The organism is Candidatus Chlorobium masyuteum (genome assembly GCF_011601315.1).
In the GTDB taxonomy this organism is placed as follows: domain Bacteria; phylum Bacteroidota; class Chlorobiia; order Chlorobiales; family Chlorobiaceae; genus Chlorobium; species Chlorobium masyuteum.
Genome location: NZ_JAAORA010000001.1, coordinates 731696 through 757610 on the forward strand (window position 1 = coordinate 731696; position 25915 = coordinate 757610).

Annotated in this window: 27 protein-coding genes, 1 tRNA gene and 1 other RNA gene; 22 read left to right on the forward strand and 7 right to left on the reverse strand. The window is 47.2% G+C overall.

The features are described 5' to 3' along the window. Positions 1-16 precede the first annotated feature (16 nt). Complete coding sequence (locus tag G9409_RS03440) at positions 17-1312, forward strand: acetyl-CoA hydrolase/transferase family protein (RefSeq protein ID WP_166807399.1); 1296 nt, start codon at positions 17-19, stop codon at positions 1310-1312. 26 nt (positions 1313-1338) lie between these two features. On the opposite strand, the gene pgeF is transcribed toward G9409_RS03440, so the two are convergent. Then, positions 1339-2157 (reverse strand): peptidoglycan editing factor PgeF, encoded by an 819-nt coding sequence (gene pgeF / locus G9409_RS03445; protein ID WP_166807400.1) that lies wholly within the window; start codon positions 2155-2157, stop codon positions 1339-1341. A 246-nt stretch (positions 2158-2403) separates the two neighbouring features. Here pgeF and G9409_RS03450 point away from each other — a divergent pair, with 246 nt between their 5' ends. The 9 genes from G9409_RS03450 to nadD all read left to right on the forward strand — a co-directional run bounded on the left by G9409_RS03450 (position 2404) and on the right by nadD (position 7564). Next, on the forward strand, positions 2404-2649 hold the full coding sequence (locus tag G9409_RS03450; RefSeq protein WP_040433681.1) for an AtpZ/AtpI family protein: 246 nt from the start codon (positions 2404-2406) through the stop codon (positions 2647-2649). A 44-nt stretch (positions 2650-2693) separates the two neighbouring features. Then, positions 2694-3080, forward strand: a complete 387-nt coding sequence (locus G9409_RS03455) for a hypothetical protein (protein WP_006367084.1) — start codon at positions 2694-2696, stop codon at positions 3078-3080. After that, complete coding sequence (locus G9409_RS03460) at positions 3077-4093, forward strand: F0F1 ATP synthase subunit A (protein ID WP_166807401.1); 1017 nt, start codon at positions 3077-3079, stop codon at positions 4091-4093. Before G9409_RS03455 ends, G9409_RS03460 begins: the two co-directional genes overlap by 4 nt. 120 nt (positions 4094-4213) lie before the next feature. Beyond that, entirely contained in the window at positions 4214-4441 is a 228-nt protein-coding gene (gene atpE / locus G9409_RS03465) for an ATP synthase F0 subunit C (RefSeq protein ID WP_006367086.1), read from the forward strand. Positions 4442-4541: 100 nt separating this feature from the next. Continuing rightward, positions 4542-5069: a F0F1 ATP synthase subunit B gene (locus G9409_RS03470; RefSeq protein ID WP_166807402.1), complete on the forward strand. Its 528-nt coding sequence runs from the start codon at positions 4542-4544 to the stop codon at positions 5067-5069. Between the two features lie 13 nt (positions 5070-5082). Continuing rightward, entirely contained in the window at positions 5083-5628 is a 546-nt protein-coding gene (locus G9409_RS03475) for a F0F1 ATP synthase subunit delta (RefSeq protein ID WP_166807403.1), read from the forward strand. 115 nt (positions 5629-5743) lie between these two features. Beyond that, positions 5744-5816: transfer RNA gene (locus G9409_RS03480), tRNA-Ala, on the forward strand. A 248-nt stretch (positions 5817-6064) separates the two neighbouring features. Continuing rightward, entirely contained in the window at positions 6065-6961 is an 897-nt protein-coding gene (locus G9409_RS03485) for an outer membrane protein assembly factor BamD (RefSeq protein ID WP_166807404.1), read from the forward strand. A 12-nt stretch (positions 6962-6973) separates the two neighbouring features. After that, positions 6974-7564, forward strand: a complete 591-nt coding sequence (nadD, locus tag G9409_RS03490; RefSeq protein ID WP_166807405.1) for a nicotinate (nicotinamide) nucleotide adenylyltransferase — start codon at positions 6974-6976, stop codon at positions 7562-7564. Positions 7565-7697: 133 nt separating this feature from the next. Here the strand turns inward: nadD and argS are convergent, their stop codons facing one another. From argS to trpS, 3 genes are read right to left on the reverse strand one after another with little or no spacing between them, the layout of a single operon-like run. After that, entirely contained in the window at positions 7698-9356 is a 1659-nt protein-coding gene (argS, locus tag G9409_RS03495) for an arginine--tRNA ligase (protein WP_166807406.1), read from the reverse strand. Positions 9357-9365: 9 nt separating this feature from the next. After that, positions 9366-10070 carry an HAD family hydrolase gene (locus G9409_RS03500; protein WP_166807407.1) on the reverse strand — a complete coding sequence of 235 codons (705 nt, stop codon included), beginning with the start codon at positions 10068-10070 and terminating at the stop codon, positions 9366-9368. 11 nt (positions 10071-10081) lie between these two features. Further along, a complete protein-coding gene (gene trpS, locus G9409_RS03505) occupies positions 10082-11116 on the reverse strand; it encodes a tryptophan--tRNA ligase (protein WP_166807408.1) in 1035 nt (344 codons plus the stop codon). 208 nt (positions 11117-11324) lie between these two features. Here trpS and ffs point away from each other — a divergent pair. From ffs to fsa, 3 genes are all read left to right on the forward strand, one after another. Continuing rightward, an RNA gene (gene ffs / locus G9409_RS03510) (signal recognition particle sRNA small type) lies at positions 11325-11423 on the forward strand. Positions 11424-11463: 40 nt separating this feature from the next. Beyond that, positions 11464-12498 carry a 1,9-bis(guanidino)-5-aza-nonane synthase gene (locus G9409_RS03515; RefSeq protein ID WP_166807409.1) on the forward strand — a complete coding sequence of 345 codons (1035 nt, stop codon included), beginning with the start codon at positions 11464-11466 and terminating at the stop codon, positions 12496-12498. A gap of 24 nt (positions 12499-12522) precedes the next feature. Beyond that, the gene (fsa, locus tag G9409_RS03520) at positions 12523-13191 is read left to right on the forward strand and encodes a fructose-6-phosphate aldolase (protein WP_166807410.1); all 669 of its coding nucleotides are present in this window, start codon (positions 12523-12525) and stop codon (positions 13189-13191) included. A 62-nt stretch (positions 13192-13253) separates the two neighbouring features. Here fsa and G9409_RS03525 read toward each other — a convergent pair whose 3' ends face one another. Continuing rightward, complete coding sequence (locus tag G9409_RS03525; RefSeq protein WP_166807411.1) at positions 13254-13544, reverse strand: helix-turn-helix domain-containing protein; 291 nt, start codon at positions 13542-13544, stop codon at positions 13254-13256. A 235-nt stretch (positions 13545-13779) separates the two neighbouring features. Between G9409_RS03525 and G9409_RS03530 the strand changes: the two genes are divergently transcribed. Continuing rightward, complete coding sequence (locus tag G9409_RS03530) at positions 13780-14004, forward strand: hypothetical protein (RefSeq protein ID WP_166807412.1); 225 nt, start codon at positions 13780-13782, stop codon at positions 14002-14004. Here the strand turns inward: G9409_RS03530 and G9409_RS03535 are convergent. Next, positions 13954-14493, reverse strand: a complete 540-nt coding sequence (locus G9409_RS03535; RefSeq protein WP_166807413.1) for a Fic/DOC family protein — start codon at positions 14491-14493, stop codon at positions 13954-13956. The two genes, G9409_RS03530 and G9409_RS03535, sit on opposite strands and share 51 nt — an antisense overlap. Before the next feature lie 368 nt (positions 14494-14861). On the opposite strand from G9409_RS03535, the gene G9409_RS03540 reads away from it, so the two are divergent. The 8 genes from G9409_RS03540 to G9409_RS03575 all read left to right on the forward strand — a co-directional run bounded on the left by G9409_RS03540 (position 14862) and on the right by G9409_RS03575 (position 24236). Further along, a complete protein-coding gene (locus tag G9409_RS03540; protein ID WP_328700112.1) occupies positions 14862-15155 on the forward strand; it encodes a Fic family protein in 294 nt (97 codons plus the stop codon). Between the two features lie 1154 nt (positions 15156-16309). Continuing rightward, positions 16310-18412: a hypothetical protein gene (locus tag G9409_RS03545; protein ID WP_166807414.1), complete on the forward strand. Its 2103-nt coding sequence runs from the start codon at positions 16310-16312 to the stop codon at positions 18410-18412. Positions 18413-18424: 12 nt separating this feature from the next. After that, the gene (locus G9409_RS03550; RefSeq protein WP_166807415.1) at positions 18425-19717 is read left to right on the forward strand and encodes a radical SAM protein; all 1293 of its coding nucleotides are present in this window, start codon (positions 18425-18427) and stop codon (positions 19715-19717) included. A gap of 87 nt (positions 19718-19804) precedes the next feature. Beyond that, a complete protein-coding gene (locus tag G9409_RS03555; RefSeq protein ID WP_166807416.1) occupies positions 19805-20956 on the forward strand; it encodes a branched-chain amino acid ABC transporter substrate-binding protein in 1152 nt (383 codons plus the stop codon). A gap of 39 nt (positions 20957-20995) precedes the next feature. After that, the gene (locus G9409_RS03560) at positions 20996-21874 is read left to right on the forward strand and encodes a branched-chain amino acid ABC transporter permease (protein ID WP_166807417.1); all 879 of its coding nucleotides are present in this window, start codon (positions 20996-20998) and stop codon (positions 21872-21874) included. 12 nt (positions 21875-21886) lie between these two features. Then, on the forward strand, positions 21887-22774 hold the full coding sequence (locus G9409_RS03565) for a branched-chain amino acid ABC transporter permease (protein ID WP_166807418.1): 888 nt from the start codon (positions 21887-21889) through the stop codon (positions 22772-22774). Then, entirely contained in the window at positions 22771-23526 is a 756-nt protein-coding gene (locus G9409_RS03570; RefSeq protein WP_166807419.1) for an ABC transporter ATP-binding protein, read from the forward strand. Before G9409_RS03565 ends, G9409_RS03570 begins: the two co-directional genes overlap by 4 nt. Positions 23527-23534: 8 nt before the next feature. After that, positions 23535-24236 carry an ABC transporter ATP-binding protein gene (locus G9409_RS03575; protein WP_166807420.1) on the forward strand — a complete coding sequence of 234 codons (702 nt, stop codon included), beginning with the start codon at positions 23535-23537 and terminating at the stop codon, positions 24234-24236. A gap of 169 nt (positions 24237-24405) precedes the next feature. Here the strand turns inward: G9409_RS03575 and G9409_RS03580 are convergent, their stop codons facing one another. Then, positions 24406-25437, reverse strand: coding sequence for a C40 family peptidase (locus tag G9409_RS03580; RefSeq protein ID WP_166807421.1), 1032 nt, complete (start codon positions 25435-25437; stop codon positions 24406-24408). Between the last annotated feature and the right edge of the window lie 478 nt (positions 25438-25915).

Genomic DNA, 25915 nt, shown 5'->3' on the forward strand with positions numbered 1-25915 from the left:
ATCAATAAAGGTTGTTATGGGTTATTGCATGCTTTCCGCAGAAGATGCGGTGGCAAAAATCAAGTCAGGAGACAGAGTATACCTTCACACAGCAGCGGCTACTCCGCAACGGTTGATAGAGGCGATGGTCGCCCGGGCCGGAGAGTTGAGGAACGTTGAAATTGTCAGTTTGCATACCGAAGGCGCCGCCCCGTACGCAAAGCCGGAGTATCGGGATAGCTTCAGAATGAATGCCCTTTTTGTGGGCAGAAATATCCGCGAGGCCGTTCAGAATGGTGATGCCGATGCCATTCCGGTTTTTCTGAGCGAGGTTCCCTCTCTTTTCAGGAGCGGAATTCTTCCGCTTGATGTAGCGCTCGTTCATGTCTCGCCTCCCGACCGGCATGGTTACTGTTCTCTCGGAGTTTCGGTCGATGCCACCCTCGCCGCCGTTCACGCAGCCAGGCTGGTTATTGCCCAGGTGAATCCCAACATGCCCCGAACCCATGGGGAGGGAATGCTTCATGTAAGCAGGATTCATGCAATGGTTGAGGTCTCCGACCCCCTTCCCGAAACGCCCGTGCACAAGCTGAGTGAGACGGAGATCAGTATCGGCCGCCATATCGCTTCCATTGTTGAAGACGGGGCAACCATGCAGATGGGCATCGGTGCTATTCCCGATGCAACACTTGCCGCCCTTTTCAACCACAGGAATCTTGGTATTCACTCTGAAATGTTTTCGGATGGAGTGATCGAACTTGTTGAAAAAGGGGTGATCAACGGCAGTCAAAAGCGGACGCATAAAGAGACGATTGTGGCCAGTTTTCTGGTCGGTACGCGAAGACTCTACGATTTTGTCGATGACAACCCTTTCGTTGAGATGCTTCCTTCCGATTATGTTAACGATACCCGGTCGATACGGGCAAATCCCAGGGTAACGGCAATTAACAGTGCGCTTGAAATTGACATGACCGGGCAGGTCTGTGCCGATTCTATCGGTCAGAAATACTTTTCCGGTGTCGGCGGTCAGATGGATTTTATTCGCGGAGCCGCACTCTCCCCGGGGGGGAAACCGATCATTGCACTCCCTTCGACGACAAGCAGAGGCGAGTCAAGGATTGTGCCGCAACTCAAGCCGGGTGCCGGTGTGGTTACCACAAGGGCGCATGTGCAGTATGTCGTGACAGAGTTCGGTATTGTCAATCTGCATGGCAAGAATCTTCGGCAGAGAGCTGAAGCACTTGCGAGCATTGCCCATCCTGATTTCAGAGAGGATATCAGCCGTCAGGCGCATGAGCTCTACGGCTCTTATGGAAGAAGATTCATGGAGTGAGCAACCCGGAAGGCAATCACTGTCGCCTAAAACGGCCCGGGGTTGCTGCCGCTGCTGATCCCGATCAGCGTGACCATTCGTCCGGTATGGCCGTTATCACGACGGTATGAGTAAAAAAGGTCACTTCGGGAGAAGGAGCAGTGTGGAGAGCATTCGATATTCGATGCAGGAACTCCGGCGGCCAGCAGTTGCCGGAAGTTTACTTTGCCGAGGTCAAGCAGGTATTTCTCTTCATCCGCACCTTCAGGCGACAACTGCCAATCATCATCGTTAAACGCTGAGGCTACCTCCCGGCCAACCTCATAGTGCCTTCCGGATATACCTGTTCCGATCCAGGCAAGGCACTCTCCGGGTATGGAGCCGAAGCTCGTTTGCATTGCGGCAAGGGTCTTTATGACAATGTTGCCCGCACTCCCTTTCCATCCTGCATGCACCGCGCCCACAGCCTCGTGTTGCGGGTCGTAAAGCAGCACCGGGAAGCAATCCGCAGTAAAGATACAGAGGTAGAGATCTTTTTTGTCGGTTATGAAGGCATCATAGCCTTCATAACGACCGGGCGCTTCGGCATGGAGTATCTCCGTGCCGTGTACCTGGATTGAGCTGACCAGCATATCAGGAGTGATTCCGGCTGACGTGCAGAGGCGGAGGGTGTTTTGCCGGACAAGCTCCGGCTCGTCTCCGGTATTGTTCCCAAGATTCAGCGAAGCGTAATCGCCCGTGCTTTTACCTCCCTTTCTTGTGCTCTGAAGGGCAACAAGCCCGGTGAAGCGGGAAAAGATGATCGGGGTGAGAACTTCAGGATCAGGCAGGGAAGCCGTCGTACTATAGCCCATGGTCGTATCCATAAGGAAAATGTTTGTGCTCTCCCGGCTTGTTCTCTGTTTCTGAAACCGGGGCAGCCGGAGAGTAAAGAGGTATTCTGAAAAAAATATGATTATTAACCGATCGTTTCGCAACCATGGACAAGAATTTCGATAAAGGTTTATTATTTCATGAAGAGTATTATCTTTCCTCAGTTCGATAATCGTATCTGTGGACTTTTTTCAGCAGTAAATCTTGTTGCCACTGTCGGTGGATTGGAGTGATGCATGATGAAACGTCCTGATGATGAACGCTTTCCTGACAAGTTCGGCCGTTCTGTTAGAGCACTTTCTGATTATATGGGGCTTGGCCTCCAGATTGCCGCCAGCTTTGCCTTTTTTGTCTTTCTTGGATATTGGGCGGACACGAAGCTCGGAACTTCTCCATTTCTGCTTCTTGCAGGAGTAGTTGTCGGTATGGTCGGAATGGCGCTTATTCTCATGAAGGTGGTCCGGTCGGCAAATAAAAAACAGTAGAACCGCCCCTATTATTTGGCGAAAACAGAAAGAATCGCTCTTATATGAAGCCATTGTTTGATTTTATTTTAAAGTTATGTATTTTGACAGTCGTTTTATGGGGGATGATTTACTCCTTGCTTGATCCCGGCACTGTTGACTATCGTTCGGTATTTATCGCATGGGTAATGGTCGCGACAAATACTTTGGCAGGCTACCTGATTTTTGAGTATGCGTTCGCCAGGGAATCACGGGTTTTTACCATAGCGGTGTTCGGCGGCCTTACCGCAAGGCTGCTGTTACTTATGGTGCTTGTTTTTGTTATCATTTACCGGCATTTGGCGGTTATCAACGACTTTGTGGTCTCGCTTTTTGCTTTTTACTGTATTTATTTGATTGTTGAAATTCTCGGGTATCAAAAGAAAAACAAACAGAAAAAGAATACTGCATGAAACGCTTTAACGTCAAACAGGCCACAGCTTTTTTCAGGGTAATTGCGCTTGTCGTCCCGCTTCTGTTCTGTGTTAACAGCTTTGCTTCAGCATCTCCTGAAGAGTCTGCTCCTGCTGTGCATAGTGCAGCCCCGGCTGTTCCCGGTAGTGAGCCTGCCGCTGCTCACGCTCCTGAAGAGGAGGAGAAGGCCGGTGATGTTATCATGCATCATATCCTGAACAACAACGTTTTTGCTTTTCCCCCTTTCGGCGAGGTAGAACTCCCGACCCTGCCCAAAGTTGCAGGCATCGATATTTCCATTACCAAGCATGTTGTGATGCTCTGGCTTGTATCCGGAGCCCTTCTGATCGTTTTCTCCATAGTCGGAGGGAAGTACAAGAACATGAATGCCCGCCAGGCGCCGAAGGGTGTAGCCAATACCATGGAAGCGCTTATTGATTTCGTCAGGCTTGATGTTGCAAAATCAAATATCGGCCCGGGGTATGAGAAGCACCTTCCCTATCTGATTACGGTATTCATGTTTATTCTCTTCTGTAATCTGTTCGGCCTTATTCCCTACGGCGCTACGGCCACGGGCAACATCAATGTTACCCTGACTCTGGCGGTATTCACCTTCATCATCACCCAGATTGCGGCACTGAAGGCGCATGGTTTCGTCGGATTTGTCAAGCATCTTACCGCAGGAACCCACTGGGCGCTCTGGATTATTATTGTGCCTATCGAAATAATCGGACTCTTCACCAAGCCGTTTGCTCTTACGGTTCGACTTTTTGCCAACATGACCGCCGGTCACATTATCATCCTCAGTCTTATTTTTATCAGCTTCATTCTCAAGAGCTATATTGTTGCAGCAGCGGTTTCGGTTCCGTTCGCGATCTTTATCTATCTGCTTGAGCTCTTTGTTGCATTCCTTCAGGCATTTATCTTCACCATGCTTTCAGCGCTCTTTATCGGTCTGGCTACTGCCCACGAAGGACATGAGGAGCATGAGGCCGGAGTTGCCCATCATTAATTTGATGTCAGGAATATTGAGGAATAAGTATTATTTTTATGATTTTGATTTAACGGGTTCAAAACTGCTAATTACTCTTTAGCAAAAAACTTACAACAAATAAACGGAGGTAATTACAAGATGGATGGTTTAGGTTTAGCTTATTTAGGTGCAGGTATTGGCGCCGGTCTTGCTGTTATTGGTGCTGGTCTTGGTATTGGTAATATCGCTGCTTCTGCAACAGAGGGAACAGCTCGTCAGCCTGAGGCTGCATCCGATATCCGTACGACCATGATTATTGCAGCAGCTCTTATTGAAGGTGTTGGTCTGTTCGGCGAAGTTATCTGCGTTCTTCTCGCTCTCAAGTAAGCGTGAAGCTGTTACAGATTCGATACAGAAGATATCCCGATTGCGGCACACTCAAAGCACCGCAGTCGGGTTTTATTAATCGTTAACGGAAACATTGTTCATGCTTACGTCAGGAGTTATTCTTCTTGCCGGCAGTCTTTTAAGCCCGGAACCCGGCCTTATTTTCTGGACTGCGGTTACATTCGTGATTGTACTGCTTATTCTCAAAAAAGTAGCCTGGGGACCTATCCTCACTGCTTTGGAAGAGAGAGAAAAGGGTATCCAGTCATCTATCGACCGTGCATATCATGCAAAGGATGAGGCTGAAGCTGCTCTTCGCAAGAACAGTGAACTGCTTGCCAAGGCTGATGCGGAGTCAGACAAGATCATTCGTGAAGGAAAGGATTTTGCCGATAAACTTCGCGGCGATATTACCGAAAAAGCCCAGGCTGAAGCGCAGAAAATGATTTCCATGGCCAAGGATGAAATTGAGCAGGAAAAACGCCGCGCACTCAATGAGCTGAGAACGGAGGTTGCCGATCTTGCTGTAAAAGGGGCCGAGAAAATTATCAGAGGCTCTCTTGATGCCGATCTGCAGAAAAAGATCGTTGACAGCATGATCCAGGATTTTTCTACAAAACGTAATTGAAAACGGTCACGAAATGTCCAGTCTAATTGCAAGCCGTCGATATGCATCTGCTCTCCTTTCATCAGCTGAAGAGGGTGGTTTTCTTGATACTATTGTTGAAGAGCTGAAACAGATAAGGGAGGTTCTCAACAATTCCCGTGACCTCGTTCATGTGTTGAGAAGCCCCCTGATCCAGGGCGACAAGAAAGTTCATATTCTCGAAGAGATTTTCAGGGATAGTGTAGGCCAGAAAATGCATCTCTTTTTGAGCCTTATCGCAAAAAAGAAGAGAGCCGGGCTTCTTCCCGAGATTATTGACGAGTTTCAGGTTCTTCTTGATGAGAAACAAGGCGTGCTCAATGCTGACGTTACCAGTGCCGTTGCACTTTCGGATCTTCAGGTATCGGACCTTGTCAGCAAGCTCACGGCTTCGACCGGCAAGACGATCAGGGCAAAGATGAAGGTTAATGCTGATCTTATTGGTGGTGTTTCGGTTAAAATCGGAGACACTATTCTTGACGGCAGTGTCAGTCATCAGCTTGAGATGCTGAAGCACTCACTTATGACGGACGCAGTATAAAAACGCCCTCTCCCGAGTTTTATTTTTTAATAGCCTGCAGCAGCAGGCTATTTTTTTTAGATATTTATCCGGACAGGCTTGTAAGCATTCACGGAAATTTGTAGCATAGAGTCATGGGGCTTTAGCTCAGTTGGTAGAGCGTCTCGTTCGCAATGAGAAGGTCAGGGGTTCGACTCCCCTAAGCTCCACAGGTATTCCGCTCTCACTCCTGCTTCAGTGATCTGCAGCACCTTTCAGGCAGTGTTCATGCCCCCTTTTCGATGACCCGTGTCACGGTAAATCCACCATCCTGATTTTTCATGCCCGGTCAGCTTCGTCATGCAGTTACGTTATCCTGCTGAAAATATGAGAGCAAAAGGTGTTCAGGTATGTTTCTTTTTCTGCAGTTTTGTATACTATGTTTTCGATTTCAATAAAAGGATAATGGAGTTGCTTTATGCCGGTGACCAGATTTATTGTACGTTCAATGCTGCTGATATGTACGACAGGTAGTTTAGTGCTGTCGGGGTGTTCATCAACAAAGCCTCCGGCTACGGTAACTGCACTTGTCAATGAAGGTTATGCAAAAGCTGAGAGACTGTTTGCCAAAAAGGATTATCCCGGAGCTTCACTTGCCCTTGAATCATTGATCTTTACCTCCCGTGCTACAGCACTTGAGGATGATGTGCTCTTTCTTCTCGGGCAGACCTATTACCGTTCGAAAGAGTACCTGCTTGCAGGAGATATCTACACCCGCCTGCTTCAGCAGATCCCCTCTACCCCCTATGCGAAAACAGCACAGTTCATGCTTGCCAAATCATATGAGCAGCTCTCACCGCATTATGAACTTGATCAGCAGTACACCGTAAAAGCCATTGAGCAGTTCTCCGTCTATCTTGACCTCTATCCTGCCACTGATTCGCTGAAGATTTCAAATGACGTTGTGACCTACAGGGAGTTGCTTAAAATCAATCCTGATAATCAATCCTATAAAGAGAGCTATGCAAGGGCTTCTGCTCAGTATGCGAGGGTTGACAGCGTTCGTTATGCGGCAAGAACCATTCAGGAATTCAGGGAGAAGCTGGCGAGAAATTCATTTTCCATTGCCCGCAACTATGTTCAGCTCGGCAAATACAAGGCTGCGGAGATCTTTTATGATGAGATTATCCGGCGTTATTCCGATACCGGATATATTCATCACTCCTGGGCAGGAAAAATTGATATGCAGATGAAGCGTAAAAAGTGGTTTGATGCAGAGCAGGCGCTTGATCAGTATCTGCAGCTTTATCCGGCTAAAGAGAAGGAGATGGCCGGAGAACGCGAAAAAATAGTACGGAATCTTAAAAACAGCTGAACGGAGAGTGCTGTGCATCTGGCAGTTTTTGGCGGAACATTTGATCCTCCGCACAATGGCCATCTTGCTCTCGCTCTTTTTGCCAGGGAGCTGCTGAAGATCGACCGGATCATCGTTTCGGTATCAAACAATCCTCTCAAGCAGAGGAGGGGCACCTCAGATGAGCACAGAAAGCGCATGGCATCCCTTCTCTCATCCGAAATAAATCTTACCGGGTGGAGCAGTGAGGTCAGTGGGTGGGAGCTTGAAAAGCGCACCCCCTCCTATACCGTTGATCTTCTGCACTATATCCACGCGCTTTACCCGCATGATCGGCTTACCCTTCTTTTGGGAGAGGACAGTTTCCGGGAGTTCAACTCCTGGAAAGCGTATGAAAGGCTCTATTCGCTTGCTGAAATTTGTGTCTTTGGCAGAGCTTCCTCCCTGGGCGAGCCCTCGCCTGCCTCCCGGGAGGGAAGAGAGGGGATGCGATTTATCGATTTTGCCTATCCGCTCTCCTCAACCGCCATCCGTGAGCTTGCGGCTTCAGGGCAATCCATTGCACAATATGTCCCCTCTTCAATAGCCAGCTATATCGCAGAGCACAGCATCTACCGTCCGTGAGCGTTTTGATGTTCAAGCCCCGGAGGGGCGACATATTGGTAGCGCAGTCCCGACGAGGTCGGGGCTGGGATGAGGATTTCGAGCACCACCCAACGAAGTAATCGGGTTTCGGAACAAATAAAGAGAGATGCGCTCACATTGATTCCGGTGCCGACACACCCAGTACCCTGAACCCGTTGCGCAGAACCTGGCGGGTGGCCAGCGAGAGGAAGAGTCTTGCCCTGGCAATTTCAGGCTCAGCCTTGAGAATCGGGCACTCCTGATAAAAACGGTGAAAGAGCTCTGCAAGTGAGTGCAGGTACTCTACCATTTTCTGCGGTTCAAGCAGACGCAGGCTTGTTGTGATCATATCAGGGTAATCGAGCAGGGCAAAGCCGAGCTGAATCTCTGCAGGATTGTCAAGAAGCCGGAGCAGGTGGTAATCCGGGTCGGAGTGCGGATCGAATCCAATCTCCTGCTTTGCAAGGCGCAGCAGGCTGCATATGCGTGCATGAGCGTAGTGCAGATAGAATACCGGATTTTCCCGTGACTGTTTTTTTGCCAGCTCTACATCGAAGTTGAGGTGCGAATCCTTGCCCCGCATGATGAAAAAGAGGCGGGTGGCATCGGCGCCAACATCGTCAATCAGATCGTCAAGCAGGTCTGCATTGCCTTTTCTTGTTGACATCTTGACGCTCTGGCCGTCAACCGTTGTGGTGACAAACTGGTTTATGGCGATACGGATCCGGCTGGTATCCTTGCCAAGGATTTTCAGAGCCTCAATCACATCGGGATATTCATCGATGTGGTCGGCGCCGAACACATTGACGATCACATCAAACCCGCGTTGATACTTGGTGAGGTGATAGGCAATATCCGGCAGACGGTAGCTCGGTTCTCCGGTGGATTTTATGAGCACCTTGTCCTTCTCCTGCCCCAACTTTGTTGTCATGAACCAGGTGGCGCCGTCATACGATGAAATAAAGCCTTTTTCGCCGAGAGCCTCAATTACCCGCTGATTTGCCGTTGTCCCGGTCTCATCGGGAGTGTAGAGGGTATGCTCATTGAAAAATGAGTCATGGCGGATTCCGAGTCGTTCAAGTGTAGCGCGTATTGCCGAAAAGATGATGCTTTCGGCCGTGTTTTTGAAGAGCTCAATCTCTTCCGTGTCGGCAAGAGCGGCACCATGATCTTTAAAAACCTGTTCAGCAATCTCCCTGATATAGTCGCCCTGATAATGGGTGGCAGGAAATTCGATCACGCGGCCGCAGAGTTCCTGATAACGGAGTTTGACCGACTCACCGAGAATCTGCATCTGGCGTCCGGCATCGTTGAAATAATACTCACGGGTTATATCATAGCCCTGCGTTGCATAGAGATTTGCTATGCAGTCACCAAGCACGCCACCCCGTCCCCTTCCGATGGTAAGAGGGCCGGTGGGATTGGCACTGACATATTCCACGATAGCGCGCTTCCCTTTGCCACTCGCCCCCTCTCCGTACCGGTCAGTCTGGAGCAGCACCTGCTCTACACTCTGCATGATAAAAACCGGCGTGAGGTAAAAGTTGATGAACCCGGCTCCTGCAACATCAATTTTAGCTATGGTATCCGGAGGGAAAGAGAGGTGGGGTATGATTTGCTGGGCCAGCTCCCTGGGATTCTTTCGTAACTCTTTTGCTGCAAGAAAGGCTATGTTGGTTGAAAAGTCGCCGAACTTCTTGTCGGCAGGCTGTTCAATCCGGATCGGATTTTCGGTTACTATTCCGGCCGCTTCAACTGCCCGAGCTATGACCGGGAGAAAAAATTCATGCATTGTATTTCTTTATGATAGGGTCGTTGGTTGCTCCTGATTGAGCAGTGCACAGAGTTCAATGGGGAGGAGCCCGGAGAAATTGTCGATGATTCGAATAACGTTATCGAACTCCCGGAATGCATCGGCGCTGTTTGTGGTCGTAACTGCGACACATTTCATTCCGGCACTCCGGGCAGCCTGAACACCTGGCAGGGCATCCTCAAATACGATACAGTTTGATGGCGGTACCTCAAGCAGCCCGGCTGCCCGAAGAAAGATATCCGGGGCGGGTTTGCCGTTTATGACCTGTGACGGGTCTACAATTGCCTGGAATCTGCCAGCAATGCCGAGCAGATCAAGGACGTATTCGATATTACGCGGCCCGGCACCGGTACCGATACCAAGCTGTACACGGCTTTCCGCCGCATGGTCAAGAAAGAGCTCCAGACCCGGCATGGGCTTGATCAGTTCGCGTGACATGATCCTGTAGAGAAAGTCCTTGAGTTCAGTAAGCCGCGCAGCTTCCGCTTCGCTGATCTCCGGGTCGAGGAAATAGCGGAGAACATCATGGCCTTTCATGCCTGCGGTTTCAACCAGATAGCGCTCGGCATCAAGTCCTTCAAGTCCGAAATCCCGGAAAAGCTCAACCCATGAATCCGCATGGAAACGCATGTTGTCTGTCAGGACGCCATCCATATCAAAAATAAAGGCGTATCTCGGGTCGGTAGTAAGCATGATCGATTGATTCAGCAGGTGATCTCTCCAAGTTTCATGGCGGTTCGGACCTCCTGCATGGTGGTTCGGGCTATGGCTCTGGCCTTTGCTTCGCCTTCAAGCAGAATCGATTTCACCAGTTCCATGTGCGTTTCATAATAAGCTCTTTTTTCAACCAGCGGGGAGAGTTCTGCTGCAATATTTGCCGCGCACATCTTTTTGCAGTCTACACATCCAAGCGAGCCGGACCGGCAGCCTGCCTCTATCTCGGATAATTGTTCTTCCGGAGCAAATTTTTCATGGTAGCTGAACACGGTGCACACTTCCGGATGGCCGGGGTCGTTTTTGCGAACCTTTCTGGTGTCGGTTACTGCGGTGCGCATTTTTTTTGCAATCTCCTCCAGGCTGTCCGAGAGCAGAATGGTGTTGCCAAGGGATTTGGACATTTTTGCCTTTCCGTCAAGCCCCGGCAGTCGCGAGAATTTTGTGATTTTCGGCGCTGGTTCAGGGAATACCTCTCCCAAAATAGGGTGCTGGTAGAGGTTGTTGAAGCGGCGGGCAATCTCCCTGGTGATCTCCACATGAGGGAGCTGATCTTCACCGACAGGAACAACATTGCCTTTATAGAGCAGTATATCAGCCGCCTGCAGGACGGGGTAACCGAGATGACCGTAGGTCAGTGACTCCATATTCAGGTCACGAATCTGATCTTTCAGGGTCGGGTTCCTTTCGAGGCGCGATGAGGTGATGAGCATCGAAAAGAGCAGAAAGAGTTCAGTGTGCTCCTTGACCTGTGACTGACGGAAAACCGGGCTTTTTTCAGGGTCTACCCCTGCGGCCAGCCAGTCAATGAGCATGTCAAGCGTGTTTGTATAGATTTCACCGGTTTCAAGTGACGTTGTCAGATTGTGATAATCGGCGATCAGAAAGCAGGTTTCATAGACCCGTTCGCCCGCTTCGTTTCTCTGATTCTGTTGCTCAACCCATGATTCAAGCGCTCCGGTATAGTGACCAAGATGGAGCTTGCCGGTCGGCCGCATACCGCTTAAAATTCGAAGTGTTCCCATAAAAGTTTTGTTGCCGCGTCAACCGGCAGAACGTGCGGCTGTTTCAGGCGGGGTCGTGGTTTTTATAAAGCTCTGAATGCCCAAGAAGTTATAACAGTTCACAGAAAGATAAAAGGGCTTTGTTTGTTTTTTGTATTGCTTGCACTATATTATCCAACTTGTTTCAGGTTCGTATCAAAAAGAAGAATTTGAAACCGATATATTAGGAGAGTAAGTCCTATACAACATTCAGTTACCCAACCATGTCAGATCCGGAAGGAAGCAGCATCCGGTAATATGAATGTGTGATATAGTTAGCTTACTCTCTTTTTTTATTTACCCAATTATAAACCACGTCGGGAGCAGAAATGGAATCAGGAGTCAGAAAAGAGGAGTTACTGAGCGCACCGGTCCGCCATATTGATATCAAGCAGCTGAATATTGTTCCACTTATAGACCAGATGAACGATACGGCTTTTCAGGCCAGAAATCTTGCAAGGGCAGCTTCGATTCTTGACCTTATGCAGCAGGACAAGGAGTGCGCCGTTATTTTGACCCTTGCCGGTTCATTGATCAGTGCCGGACTGAAGCAGGTTATTATTGACATGATCGACAACCACATGGTTGATGCCATTGTCTCCACCGGCGCCAATATTGTTGACCAGGACTTTTTTGAAGCGCTCGGCTTCAGGCACTACAAGGGAACCCCCTTTATTGATGATGCCATTCTCCGTGATATGCACATCGACCGTATTTACGATACCTATATCGATGAGGATGATCTCCGGGTCTGTGATGACACGACAGCGATCATAGCCAACTCCATGAAGCCGGGAAGCTACTCCTCCCGTGAGTTCATTGTGGAGATGGCCAAATACATCGAAGCCAACAACCACGACAAAAACTCCATCGTCTACAAGGCCTACGAAAAAGGGGTGCCGATCTTCTGCCCCGCATTCTCGGACTGCTCCGCAGGCTTCGGACTGGTGCATCATCAGTGGCACAATCCGGAGAACCATGTTGCCATCGACTCGGTAAAGGATTTCCGCGAACTCACGAAAATCAAGATCGAGAACGACAGAACCGGTATTTTTATGATCGGCGGCGGCGTACCGAAAAACTTTACACAGGATATTGTTGTTGCAGCTGAGGTACTTGGTTACGAAGACGTATCCATGCACACCTATGCCGTCCAGATTACCGTTGCCGACGAGCGTGATGGTGCGCTTTCCGGCTCAACCCTCAAGGAGGCCAGCTCGTGGGGCAAGGTTGATACGGTTTATGAGCAGATGGTCTTTGCCGAAGCAACCATTGCCCTGCCGCTCATCGCCGGTTATGCCTACCACAAACGCAACTGGGAGGGTCGCAAGGCTAAAAATTTCAACGCCATGCTTGAAGGTTAACCTGTAGATTAAGGAGATGCCCTGATGAAATTTTTTATTGATACCGCTAACCTTGATGAAATTCACGCCGCACGCGAACTTGGTGTTCTTGACGGTGTGACCACCAATCCTTCACTGATTGCAAAAATCGTCGGTGACCCGGCGAACTTTACCTATCAGGATTTCAAGGATCATATTGCCCGGATCTGCGATATTGTTGACGGCCCGGTCAGTGCCGAGGTGACAACACTCAAGGCGCAGGAGATGATTATCGAGGGTGAGGATCTGGCAGCCATTCACGACAATGTGGTTGTCAAATGCCCCCTGACCATTGACGGCCTGCAGGCTATCCGCCATTTTTCAGAGAAAGGGATCAAAACAAACGCAACGCTTGTCTTTTCGCCCAACCAGGCGCTCCTTGCCGCCAAGGCCGGAGCAAGCTATGTGAGCCCCTTTGTCGGGAGGCTGGACGATATCAGCACCGAAGGGATGACCCTTGTCGAGCAGATTGTCACCATCTACGACAACTACGGCTACATGACCGAGGTTATTGTTGCAAGCGTGCGCCATCCGCAGCATGTTGTTGACTCTGCATTGATCGGAGCCGATATTGCAACCATCCCTTTCAGTGTAATCCGCCAGCTTGTCAACCACCCGCTGACCGACCTCGGCCTGAAAAAGTTTATGGAAGACGCCTCGGTTATGAAGAAGTAACCCTCCCGCTCTCTCTGCCGGTTCAGCAAGCCTGAAGTGCTGAACCGGTTTTACTTGCTGCTTTAATGAGCCAAAGCCCGGCTGACAGCTTCAGGTTCATGGGCAATGACGGTCAGGAGAATCCGTGCTGAACGGTCAGGCTGACGGCGTTTTTGCTCCCAGTCCTGTACCGCTCGAACATCAAAACCAAACCGCAAAGAAAATTCGGGTTGCGTAAGTCCCAGGCGGGTTCGGATCGACTTGACGTCAACCTCCTCCGGAACATGGGCAATAAATCCTTCGCTGATTTCACCACGAGCATAGGTCAGGGCCTGAGAGGCGGATTTGATCAGTTTACTTCCTGCTTTTGACATGGTTTTTAACTCCTTTGCCTTCGCCTAAATAATCTGGCGTTGCAATTGATGTACGGCAATGCCGTATGTCGTGCAAGAGGAATTTTGTGAGGGATGATTCAAGATGCAATCAGTTCAGCGGTGCTTGATTAGACCGTGTCGGAGCAGGGTTGTTCTCATCGGAAAAGGGCTGGATGTTCAGTGTCGCCCGTGCGCAATGTTTCCGGGATGGTGATGAAAGCGTTATATTGAGGGCATGGAAAAAGTAAACAGAAGAGAGATGAAGCAGACGCTTGCACAAACCCATCCAAAGCTTCAGTCAGCAGCAGGAATGAAAGAGATGCTGTTTCGTGAAGTTGTTAGCTCTTCAAAAATCGAGGGGATCAGGAACGCCAAAGCTGCTCTTAATAAATGGTACAAGGAAGAGGTATCAGGCAAGCAAAGCATTTCGAAGAAGATCCCTCATCAGCACAAGGTTTAGCTTTTGTATAGCTGAAACATACTCATCGAATCGCTTTTCGATGACACTCCAGTCGAATCCGTTATAACCTGCCTGAACAGCCATCAAGGTTGCAACCAACCTTGCCGTCCGACCGTTTCCCTCCCTGAATGGATGGATAAAGAGCAATTCAAGATGAACCAGTGCTGTTTTTGCTAAGACTTCCTCTTGTGTGCCGGAGCAGGGTGTATTGGGCTTAAGGATTGTTTCTTCAAACGTCTCCAACGATTGGGTTAAAAACCGCGCAGCGGGAAAGGTAAATCCCTCTTTTGAGAGGTTGACTACCCGGTGACGTCCTGCCCAGGAGTAGATCGATCCGAAAAAGGCTTGATGAATCGCATCAATATCGGCCATACTCAGTTGCTGATCGGCAGCGAAATTGTGCATGGTAAATTGAAATGCTCTGGCGTAAGCTGCGACTTCGGCATCGTCGATTTCCTTTTTCGATTTCAGTCCAAGAAGATTTTTCAAGACCGCAGCGTTCGATCCGGGTTCCTACTCACCGGTATCAGTGGCATGGTATTTTATGCTGATTTTTTTAGCCATAAGCGAGAGTTATCTTTTCGTCACAAGATAAGAAGTCTCGATTTATGTTGAATCAGAAATTATAGTGACACTGTTGGTCATGTCACTCCTGCTATGTCCACCTTTCACCCGTTAAGAGACCCATTTACACCCGATTCCGGATCAGGCACTCACCATATCGAAAGGCGCGAGAACCTCTCGTTGAGCAAATAACTACCCGTTATTAATACCGTCCCCTAATTGCGTTCCTGATCCGCCGATGTAAAAACGCCGGACTTCCTGAACCTGAAATCAGGCTTGACGGAGACTCTTTTGTGTTGACAATCCGGAGGAAAACGTCTGACTCAGGGGCCCAGTCGGGGGCCCAGTCCGAAGCGATTCTGAAGAATCTTGGAACAGAACCGTTATCGGCTGCCGAACTTGCTGTGGCTTTGGGGCTTCAGTCAAAAACCGGTGCTTTCAAGCGAACCTTACAGAAACTGGTCGAAAGTGGACAGGTCGAATATACCATCCCGGAAAAACCCACCACTCGCCTACAGAAATACCGGCTCACCGAAAAAGGCCGCAGATTACTTGAAGAGTTGGGCAAAGGAGGCGGTCAGTCATAACTATTCTCACGCCAACCGGACAAGTCGAGACCTAAGGGACCGTCAGGGGTTGACCATGCCGTCAAATGATCCCGCAAGGTTTCGGCGCGAGCTGATGAAATAAGTGCCCTGCAGTCCGCAATAAAGAATTCAGCATCCAGAGTTCAAAATCTTCCTGTTCAAGCCTCCTTGGAGGCGAAACATTGGTAGCAAATACAGTAAATCATGAACGTCCCCTCGGGCTCCCGATACTAAACAGGGCTCTGAGTTTACTATTCACCCTCTAATATTTATCGGGATGGATATCGGAAGATTGCCGGATTGATAAAAGGGCGGGATTGTTTGTTTAGCGGAAAAACTTGAATGGCTGAGAGGTTCAGCGGTGCTTGATTGATCTGGACTGGATGGGGTATTTAGTTATGATAAAATACATTATCACAACTAAATATAAAAGAAATGATTGCCAATAACACATGCTGATGGGTATTGGTGAATGCTATTTTAGTCTTATTTTTTGCGCAGAACCGCTGAAAAATATATGCGATTAGATACATTAATTAACAACCTGATGCTGTCTATATCGGCATAAATCAAGTTTTACATACACGGTATCCCTCTTAACAAAAATATCGCAAGTGTATTTTGAGGGAAATTTTGAGAATTTTTACTCCGAAAGCGCGTTCTGCGTTTAAACAATTAGACAAACTCCTCAGTAGTATGAGATTTCCAATAATACTAAAAAGGAATACTGGAAAGTCTCCCTTGTAATGAATGCGAATAAAAACTCTCAAAGAACGAGGAATACTTCGCTGTCATCTGATACTGCAAACCAACCATGTCTACCATTCCCCTGTTGAAATCACGAGTGTTTATAATGATAATTTCTTAATTTAATACGGTTTTAAAAGCAGTAATTCTTGTTGAAGGTCGGCAATAATTTATGCCAGAAGCTAAGGGCTTCGATTTGGCGCAAAGAGGGAGTTATGCTCAATGGTAGGTTTAACGTAGGAGCAGTTCTCAGCCAAGCTCGGGCTTCCTTTCTTGATCGTGAACCGTTGGCAGCTCGGCAAGAGTAAGCGCTTGCCTTTGGCCTTGCGGCGAATCGAGAAGTTAATGGGGTACATAGAATAGATTGGAGAACATGAACTTATCCTTATCAAATGGGAGATGTACTCATGACAAAAGGTAACCAATTCCTTCCTGATGGTGAACCACCTCAAAAAGGGTCAAACAACAGTGAACCAAATCATGAGGGTCTAACCCCAAGTGATGTATTTATCTCTTTTTTGACTGCGCTCGGTATTCTTGTAGGTACTTCGTCGTGGATGATTATTCAAAATCAGACGATCATACCTATCATATTGTGTGTAATTATCTCAGGATTTCTACTTATTTGCTCTTGGCCTTGCGCGAAGAACGGATGGTTGGGTGGATATGGAAGATTCGGGAATCGCCTATGGTCATTCCCTAGTCTTTGGTACGTCGTTTTTCTAGTTGGAACTTATTTTGCGGTACTAACAGCAATCAACCAATCGATACAGTCTAATAGTAATAGCCTGGACAGCGGTGCGGAAAAAAGTCCTGCCAAATCAGCAATCACCCAACTTGTAGGGATTAATAAAATCAGCTCGGGCGGCACTGTAGATACCAGCGCAGCCAAGTCTACAATTAATCAACGCGGCCAGAATAATAAAAATCTTACGTCAATTAGATGGGAGACAGTAACCCCAAAGCTTGCACAAGACATACTGCAAGCGGCATTCCTTGCAGTTATAACCTCAGTTCTTGCTCAAGCATTTTCCAATGTAGGCGATCTGACAAGAAATCTCAATTTAGTGATCGCCCGTACCGAGAATGCTAACACAGATGTAACGCATACAAGTGATACAGTAAGTACAATGTCAAAAAAAATTACAAAACATTTCTCTAAGGTTGAGGTCATCAGCAGATCCATTTATACCTCCATAACAGCAACGCTTGCGGCAGCAAGGGTTCAAGCGCTTATATTGGCCGCTAACGATATAAGACAAAAGTATGAGCCAGTTGGTGACGCGATAGAAAGAATGTATAAGGCGCTAGAAAAGTATCATATAGTGGCTTTGCACCCATTTCTTCCACCAGGAACAACACCTCCTCAGGATAAGAAGACAAATGATCCGGTCATTGAATACGCAGAACGAATAAAAAAAAGTAATCCGAATGATTTGCCACATCCTGCTTATATGGCTACTGCGATCGGCAGATATTTTGAAGCTGAAGCAATGGAGCGGCACTTCCCGGGCGTACTCCTTCATATGACCTCCTTTGTCTATTACACAAGAACTATCCAAGCAATTGTCAAAGCGCTGAACCCTTGGCCTGATCGATATGAATTTTACACACTTATGCCAAAGTCTCCACTAGAACTCTTTCGTTTTGGTAACTCCACGGACATTAAAGAATGGCGGGAGTTCCTGAAAGGCTACCATGAATTTCAGAATGAGCGAGTTGAAAACAAGAAAGGAGTATGGAGGAGATATTTTGCTTACAGTAAGAATCCGACACATCCCAAAGGTTTTATCACGCCAAGGGAAATAAAGAAAATCTTTGATATGGGATATGTACTTACAGAAAAGGATGGTTGGCTCCCCCGCATAGTGAACTCCGAAGATGAATATAACCAATATTTTCCGTCGGGACCCGAAGGGAAGGAGATCCAAAAAGACTTCTTAAAGGGTATTGATTTATCTTTGGGTGCAACCCTTGCCGGTAGGAGTGTTGCGCAGCTTCCTGAAGATAAAGGTTGGTGTAAACTTAAGGATGTACTTCTCACCTACCATGGTTTGAAAATAGATACAAGTCCTGAAGACCCTAAAATTAATCAGCGGTTTAGTTTTCGCTGTATGGATGATTGTGAAAAAGATTGTGTTGATAATAAAATTGTTATTGAAAGTCATCCCTACAAAAGAAATAGCGAAGGTAACAATCGGAGCAAACGCTCATTTGATTTTCCCACGGATTTCTTTGCAATCAGAGATCTTCAAACGAGTGAAGGTACACAATGGATATTCCTTATAGGACTCGATCAAGGTTCCAGTACATTGCAAAAGACAGATGCTAACTTGGCGTTCGCTCCAGTCTTGGATTTGGTTTCTATGGCTGCAGCTTCTTCTGGTTCTACAAACAATAACTCTGCAAGTGAAATTCGAAAGGTATTGGATAAAATATTTATTTCACCGCCAACTGACCATATTCTTAAGTACCACGACATCCTTACGTTTTCAGAAGATTCAAAATAATGAGCAATTAGTATGAATGGGGTAAATAGTATAGTGGGGTGGCAATATCCCGAGACAACCATCAGAATGCTCCTAGGTAGCGAAGCACCTAGGCTGCTGACAATTGATTTTGATTTTCCATGTACTTCTTCTTGTGATCTTAAATGCAAGTATTGCTTCGTAGAAACAGATGAGCGTGAACGCGTTGGGATTGTCACCAAACCCCAAGGCAAACTTAATGTAAGCCAGATGAAAAGGGTTTTCGCGGATGCTTCGGCGCTCGGGTGCAAGAGCGCCAAATTGGTAGGTGATCAGGAGCCTCTTCAGGAAAAGGCTTTGCTCGATTTTTTGGAGTACGCAAGCGAACAACTCGGGATGTGGATAGTTATGTTCACTAACGGCTTTGTCTTGGCAAATGAAGCGAAGTGCTACCGAATACATGGCCTCAGCTCCCGTGCTCTCATCGAACGGCTGAAGGGGCTTCGTGTAAGTATCATGTTAAAATTCCATTCATTTGATGAGAAGGTTGAAGATGCACTTGTAGGTGTACCAGGCTATGCGGCCAAACGGAACAAGGTTCTTGATTGCCTCATTGAGGCCGGTTTCAATGAGGTGCCCACGTTCAGAACAGCTAAGGAAAAGCTTTTGATGACCGGCTTTGCTCATGGGGAAGCCGCCGAGCCATGGACACGTCTGGGGCTGGAGAGTGTGATCACTCAACCGTGCGTTCAGGATGTTGAGCGCATCTATCAGTTGAAGGCGACCAAGCGTCTCTATGTAGATTTGGATCCAGCAGTTCCTGTCGGTCTGACGCGCTCAGCGGAGTGGCGAAAGCGCCTGGGTATAGACATTCCTAAAGAGGAAATACTTGAAATAGCTCTGAGGCTTTACGCCATGAACAAGCAACTTGGAATCCCATTCCAGGGTGCTTCGCCATATTTCGGCGGCCTGCCATGTTCGCAACTGCCTTATGGTTTGTACATCAATGCGCAGGGGCGAATTTATCCTTGTTGCGGGTGCCCTGAGATTCAACAAGACGGTAGTATTGAGAATCTTGGTGATGTATTCGCACCGGGAGCGCTGAAGCGAGCCATTGAAATGAATCCTTATCGCAGGCACTATGTAAAACACGGCTTTGCATACGATAGCGCTCCATTCAACTCACCTGATTATCCCGGCTACGGGATTTATCATGGATGTCCGTTTCGTGACAGAGCAGGGGATATTTTACCACCAAAATGGGAGATGGTTGTTGCTGAATTCCTGGATCATCATCAAGGGGATCATGCAACGTTTCAGGATAGTACTTGTAATAGCAATGAATGACCAGTGCTGATTCAAGATCGGAGAAAAGGTTCTCGCTTTAACTCAACTGTGTTACGGAAAATGTTATAAAACGGCAAGGAGGTAACCATGAACAGGAGCATTTGGTTTGCAATCGTCATTGCAGTGGCCCTTTTGGCAGCGGTGATTTGGGGCCCTTTCTTGAGACAAAATGGCGGAGATCCAAAGTGGAAAAAAGAGGTCTATGTAGCTATTGTAAGTTCTCTTACGGGTGATTTGGCTGAGAATGGTAAGGATACTTCCAATGGTGCGAGCTTAGCCTTCGACGAAGCGAATGAGACCCCTCACACCAAAGACAGGATTATCCACTATGTGATGTTCGATGATCAGGGAGATCAAAAGGCTGCTGTGAGTGTAGCAAACCGAGTGTGCCAAGACCCTCGGTTTATTGCGGTCATTGGGCATCTTACAAGCGGGTGCATGTCTGCTGCCGCACCGGTCTATGATCGAGCGGGAATTCCGGTTGTTATGCCGGTACCGACTAATCCGAAGATTACCCAAATGGGGTACACAAGTCTTTTTCGAATACCGCCAACCGACAACGATCAGGCTCCCTTTCTTGCAAAGTACCTACTGTCAGTAGATCCTGGCGCTCCTGTTGCGGTTGTGCATGACTTGACAGCATATGGACTCGGGTTCGCTGAGGCGTTTCGTGATACCTTCAAACAGAACAGGGGAAATATTGTTGCCTTTGATGGTGCGCTGAAAGAATCACGTGATTTCAGGACGCTGATAGCCAAGCTCAAGGCTTTAAATCCAAAATATATCCTGCTCGGCGCTACCTACGACATGGGGGCGCCTTTTGCCCGACAAATGAAGGAACTTGGCCTCAATGCGACATTGGTTTCCGGTGATGGCTGTTATGGAAGCGCTTTTTTGGAGCAGGCTGGTGATGCTGCAGAAGGTACCATCGTGAGCTTCATTGCACCTGATCAAGCCTCTTCTCAAGAAACCACAGAATTTTTCAGAAAATACGAAGCGAAATATGGGAAAGTAGTCAGCTTCGCTCCGTTAGGTTATGATGCTGGCAAAGTAGTGGTTAATGCTATTGGAGAAGCTTCGCAGCCGACGCGTGCTGCTGTCATAAATGTTTTAAAGAGACGCGACTTCGTTGTAAATGGGGTAACCGGAAAAATAGAGTTTGCCGATAATGGTGACAATAAAAATAAAAATCTTGTTCTCTACACTGTACGTCAAGGCAAATTTACTCTTTTCAAGTAGTCGTTTAGAACGAGTGTAGAGCTGAGGAGAAGAGCTAAAATGTTAGTACAGGTATTCTTAAACGGCCTAGTTGCTGCGTCGATATACGCGCTTGTAGCCCTTGGCTTCGGGTTAGTCCTTCGAGTCTGCAGATTCTACCATTTCGCACACGCTGCGGTCTTCGTGTGGGGCGCGTACTTTGTCTTTCTGCTCAAGGTACAGCTCAAATTGCCATTATTATTTGGGATTGTTATTGGTGTTCTGCTGGCAACCATTCTTGGTTGCCTTATGGAGATTATGATCTACCGCTCATTAAGGCGCAGGCATTCTTCTTCTCTTGTCGTCCTTATAGCCTCCCTTGGTATATACGTCGTACTGCAAAACATCATTTCAATGGCCTTCGGGGATGGCGCCAAGGTAATTCAACAGCGATCTTTTGAGGAAGGAATGGATCTTTTCGGTGCTAGAATCACGCATATCAGAATGCTATCTGTCGGGTTGAGTGTTTTGCTACTTATAGGGGTTGCAGCTTTGCTGAAATGGAGTAAAGTAGGGAGAGCGATGCGAGCAGTTGGTAGCGATCCGACCCTCGCCAGTATCTCCGGAATCGACAGTGAGAGTATTGTGCTGTTCACATTTGCCTTGGCATCCGCATTGGCGGGAGTAGCTGGAATATTGGTTGCTCTTGATGTTGACATGACACCAACAATGGGGTTACAAGCATTGATGATGGGTTTGGTAGTTGTTATTATTGGTGGAATTAAGAGCATACCGGGTATCGCCTTTGCAGCCTTAATCCTGGGTTTGGTTCAAAACTTTGCTGCATGGCATATTGGTTCCCAGTGGCAGGATGCAATTGCGTTCATAATTTTGCTGGCAATCCTACTTGTGAGGCCGGAAGGAGTGATGGGCAAGAAACTCAGGAAAATAACAGTTTGAGCAAGTAAAACGATGGAGTATCTGATACACATTCTGATACTGATAGGTATTTACGTAATCCTGTCAGTATCTCTGAATCTGATTGCGGGTTACACAGGCTTGCTTTCAATCGCGCACGCTACATTCTATGGCGTGGGGGCTTACGTTGCTGCTCTTATGGCCATCAATCTTCAAAGCCCGTTCCTTCTCAACCTGATCTGTGCGATTATCCTGAGTGGCATGCTCGGCGCATTGGTAGGAATCCCTTCACTTCGCATCCGTGACGATTTCTTCGTTATCACAACATTTGCCTTCCAGGTTATCACATATAGCATCTTGAACAACTGGGTGTCCTTTACTGGTGGCCCTATGGGGCTACCAGGCATTCCGCAACCGACAATTTTTGGTTTGCAGGTTACATCTAATCTCAGCGTCCTGATTCTTGTTGCAATCTTCTGCACTATGGTTTTGTTGATTAGTGATCGGATCGCGCGTTCGCCTTTCGGGCGGGTTTTGAAGGCAATCCGTGAGGATGAGGTGTTCGCCCAAGCAGCGGGAAAGAACATCGCAACCTACAAGGTGCTCGTCTTCGTTATAAGTGCAGGGATGGCAGCCGTAGCCGGGGTTATGTATGCTTACTATGTCAGCTTTATCGATCCAACGAGTTTCACCGTGATGGAGTCAGTCTTCATTATCTCCATTGTGATTATCGGCGGGGCCGGTAGCCTATGGGGGCCAGTAGTTGGCTCTGTGTTGCTGGTTGTCCTGCCAGAGCTTCTCCGCTTCATCGGCCTGCCAAGTTCTGCGTCGGCAAACCTACGGCAAATTATTTATGGGGGTCTGTTAATCGCCTTCATGATGTGGCGGCCGCGCGGATTACTTGGCGAGTATGCCTTCCAAGTCAAGGAGACCAGGCAATGAGTGCTTTCTTGGAAGTCCAAGGGCTTGAAAAAAGCTTCGATGGAGTGCGGGCGCTTTCCAACTTCTCCTGCACTGTTCGGCAAGGCGAAATTCTTGGCCTCATCGGGCCGAATGGAGCAGGGAAGACCACGTTTTTCAACATCGTGAGCGGTTTTCTCAGACCGGATTCCGGTAGTATTAACTTTAAAGGTAGCGATCTCGCTAGGATACCCTCTCACCGTATCACGAACTTTGGAATCAGCCGCACTTTCCAGAACCTGCGACTTGTGAGCCAGATCAGCGTGATCGACAACGTGATGCTGTTTTTCCAGGGGCAGCCAGGAGAGAAATTGCGAAACGTCTTTTTCAATTGGTGGCATAGTCAGGAACGAGAGCACGAGAATCAAAAAGCAGCAATAGCACTCCTTGAGGAGGCAGGTTTAGTTGAAAAAGCAGACAATTTGGCGGAAGAACTATCGTATGGACAACAGAAATTGCTTAGTCTTGTATGCTGCCTGGCATCGGGATCGGATGTCCTTCTCCTAGATGAACCATTGGCAGGTATCGCACCGGAGATGATAGAGAATATACTTAGAATCATTCGCGATCTGCCCGGCAAAGGCAAATCAATAATTCTAATTGAGCATAATATCGATGCCGTGATGCAAGTCTGCGATAGAGTCCTATTCATGAACGCAGGGTTCAAGGTCAGCGAAGGCACCCCCGATGAGGTACGGTGCGACCCAAGGGTCATAGATGCTTACATAGACTGAGGAGTAGAATGCTGGAGATCAAAGAACTCGAAACAGGATATGGCAAGAAGCAGGTGCTTTTTGGCATGCACTTGGAAGTTTGTACGAGTGAGATTGTTGCACTCATCGGACCTAATGGGGCTGGCAAGTCCACTGTGCTGAAAGCAGTATGTGGCCTGCTTCCTCTTTGGAAGGGCGAGATACGCTTCAATGGTGATGTAATCAAGGGTTCCAATCCGGCCAGAAATGTCGCAAAAGGTATCACCTTCGCTCCCCAGGGAAGCCTAGTTTTCGCCGACCTCACAGTTAAAGAGAACCTGGAAATTGGAGGATTTCAGCTTTCTCGAAATGAATTGAAGACCCGTATCGTGCAAATATTTAAGATGTTTCCGGTACTGAAGGAGCGTGCCCGATATGACGCAGGCAAACTATCCGGGGGTGAACAGCAGATGCTCGCGTTGGCCCGTGCGCTCATACCCAAACCGAAGTTACTGATGCTTGATGAGCCTTCACTTGGGTTATCGCCAAATCTAGTTAAAGTCGTGTTCGAGAAGATCGTCGAAATAAACCGGGAGGTTGGGGTCAGCATCCTGATCGTAGAACAAAAGGTCCACGAGGTTCTTGATATCAGCAAGAAAGTCTATTCGTTGAAGCTCGGCCAAATTGCCTATGAGGGGGCTTCAGAGAGCCTGAAAGATGACAAGACGAAGCTGAAGCATTTATTCCTCTGAGCCTCTAACTGACTTCATTATTCGCAGTGCACCTTTCTGCATTGAAAACATACCGCCAACATTATGATTTAATGTAGCTTACAGGAGGGGATTCAATTTTTCCCAATCCAAGTTTATGGTCTATTTTTTAGGGTCGGGCCAAATTTAAGCAATAAAAATTCTGAGTAAATTATTTATTACAGCCAATAACAGAATTTCTTATACGAGTCAGAAAATTATTTACGTTGTATACTAAATAGCCAAATAAAAATTTATTCATCATTTTAATTTTTTCCTTATTAGTACCGCCACATAGTATAGCTTTTTTGTGTATATGATTTTTTAAATCATGCCTCAAAAGCCCTAATTCTTTAATCATTTTTTCAGTTTCTTCATCCATATACTTTGCATACTTCTGCTCCCATAACTCCATTATATCCTCATCTTTCTTTTTATCGGTTATTGCCTCAAGCATTGCTGCCTCCATACACGTCAATACCGAATCAATAAAGGCCCTGCCAGCAACAGCTTGAGCATTGGCAATTTCTTTACCATTTGCACAGTATTCATTCTCAAAATCTTTATCCCTAAATGAATTATTTTGATATTTACTTAAATACTTCTCATATATATGTGTTACATTTCTCCAGCTATCGCTTTTTTGTACGATACCCTCAAAATCACTTGGCAGCACTTTTGATAAATTTTTGTCAGAAAGGCCTGTATCATAGCCAGCACGACGATATATATCCTCAACAAGCTCTGAACAAAACGCATTCTCATACTCATAATCAAATTTATTTGACCGAGTGATATAAATTTTAAAATTATAAGTCTTTCTTGAGCAAAAATTGGCAGCCTTCCGAATACTATCGTCATCTTGTACTGTAACTAATCGCCAAGCTTCCCAGAAAACACTCTCATCAAGAAGTTTTCCAATACCAACATAATCAACACCGGTTTTTGGTATTGAATGTATAGCCAAGCATGGACCAACCACCATCGCAACATGTGAGTATTTTGGTTTAATCTCTAAAGGTCTAATTCCCCGAAGCTTGCTTCGAAAAATATAAATGGAGTTCAAAATACCTAGCAACTCGCTGCGAGGATTTTTATTCATTTGCTTTAACGCACCTTGAAGAGCAACATTGGATTCTGAGAGTTTATCTCTACCTCTAACCAATAACAAATCACCATCTCTTAAGTCATCAGATTGCGACATGATAAAAGTGCTTCTAAGTTATTGATACAAAATCTTCTACGATCTACTGCGGATCGTCATAAAAAACCGTAATTCGTCAAAGATAGAGATTTTAACTGACCTCCATCTCCTGTGTCTTAATATAGATGTTGCCTCTAATAAAGACGAGCAAGGTCATGAAGAAGCACAAGGCTTACTCGGGGAGATGTATTTCGCTGGCCACGGCTTCATAATGGACAAGCACAAAGGAAAACAGTGACTCTGAAAGGCATTCAATAATGGATATCAAGAAGCTTGGGACATTTACCGAGAACTGAACGAAGCTGGGGATTAAAACATTCTGAACTTCTATGGGCGAGTTTCCCGACGACTAGGGTCTGTACAGAAAACTGTGTAAACGGCCATTTGTCATAACGGAATTCTGCCCTCAAATTTAATGGAAAGCTGATTGATAACCGAGCCCCAGTTCCGAATCGGCATCGTCCATTTTTTCGAGATG

Bases quoted from the DNA above. Each gene is read 5' to 3' on its own strand.
- G9409_RS03460 (WP_166807401.1), top strand. From the start codon at position 3,077: ATGAAACGCTTTAACGTCAAACAGGCCACAGCTTTTTTCAGGGTAATT.
- G9409_RS03550 (WP_166807415.1), top strand. From the start codon at position 18,425: ATGAATGGGGTAAATAGTATAGTGGGGTGGCAATATCCCGAGACAACC.
- G9409_RS03555 (WP_166807416.1), top strand. From the start codon at position 19,805: ATGAACAGGAGCATTTGGTTTGCAATCGTCATTGCAGTGGCCCTTTTG.
- G9409_RS03560 (WP_166807417.1), top strand. From the start codon at position 20,996: ATGTTAGTACAGGTATTCTTAAACGGCCTAGTTGCTGCGTCGATATAC.
- pgeF (WP_166807400.1), bottom strand. From the start codon at position 2,157: ATGGATACGACCATGGGCTATAGTACGACGGCTTCCCTGCCTGATCCT.
- G9409_RS03440 (WP_166807399.1), top strand. From the start codon at position 17: ATGGGTTATTGCATGCTTTCCGCAGAAGATGCGGTGGCAAAAATCAAG.
- G9409_RS03580 (WP_166807421.1), bottom strand. From the start codon at position 25,437: ATGTCGCAATCTGATGACTTAAGAGATGGTGATTTGTTATTGGTTAGA.
- G9409_RS03470 (WP_166807402.1), top strand. From the start codon at position 4,542: ATGCTTACGTCAGGAGTTATTCTTCTTGCCGGCAGTCTTTTAAGCCCG.
- G9409_RS03545 (WP_166807414.1), top strand. From the start codon at position 16,310: ATGACAAAAGGTAACCAATTCCTTCCTGATGGTGAACCACCTCAAAAA.
- G9409_RS03575 (WP_166807420.1), top strand. From the start codon at position 23,535: ATGCTGGAGATCAAAGAACTCGAAACAGGATATGGCAAGAAGCAGGTG.
- atpE (WP_006367086.1), top strand. From the start codon at position 4,214: ATGGATGGTTTAGGTTTAGCTTATTTAGGTGCAGGTATTGGCGCCGGT.
- G9409_RS03570 (WP_166807419.1), top strand. From the start codon at position 22,771: ATGAGTGCTTTCTTGGAAGTCCAAGGGCTTGAAAAAAGCTTCGATGGA.
- G9409_RS03525 (WP_166807411.1), bottom strand. From the start codon at position 13,544: ATGTCAAAAGCAGGAAGTAAACTGATCAAATCCGCCTCTCAGGCCCTG.
- G9409_RS03450 (WP_040433681.1), top strand. From the start codon at position 2,404: ATGAAACGTCCTGATGATGAACGCTTTCCTGACAAGTTCGGCCGTTCT.
- G9409_RS03500 (WP_166807407.1), bottom strand. From the start codon at position 10,070: ATGCTTACTACCGACCCGAGATACGCCTTTATTTTTGATATGGATGGC.
- G9409_RS03475 (WP_166807403.1), top strand. From the start codon at position 5,083: ATGTCCAGTCTAATTGCAAGCCGTCGATATGCATCTGCTCTCCTTTCA.
- fsa (WP_166807410.1), top strand. From the start codon at position 12,523: ATGAAATTTTTTATTGATACCGCTAACCTTGATGAAATTCACGCCGCA.
- argS (WP_166807406.1), bottom strand. From the start codon at position 9,356: ATGCATGAATTTTTTCTCCCGGTCATAGCTCGGGCAGTTGAAGCGGCC.
- G9409_RS03515 (WP_166807409.1), top strand. From the start codon at position 11,464: ATGGAATCAGGAGTCAGAAAAGAGGAGTTACTGAGCGCACCGGTCCGC.
- G9409_RS03485 (WP_166807404.1), top strand. From the start codon at position 6,065: ATGCCGGTGACCAGATTTATTGTACGTTCAATGCTGCTGATATGTACG.
- G9409_RS03565 (WP_166807418.1), top strand. From the start codon at position 21,887: ATGGAGTATCTGATACACATTCTGATACTGATAGGTATTTACGTAATC.
- G9409_RS03530 (WP_166807412.1), top strand. From the start codon at position 13,780: ATGGAAAAAGTAAACAGAAGAGAGATGAAGCAGACGCTTGCACAAACC.
- G9409_RS03455 (WP_006367084.1), top strand. From the start codon at position 2,694: ATGAAGCCATTGTTTGATTTTATTTTAAAGTTATGTATTTTGACAGTC.
- trpS (WP_166807408.1), bottom strand. From the start codon at position 11,116: ATGGGAACACTTCGAATTTTAAGCGGTATGCGGCCGACCGGCAAGCTC.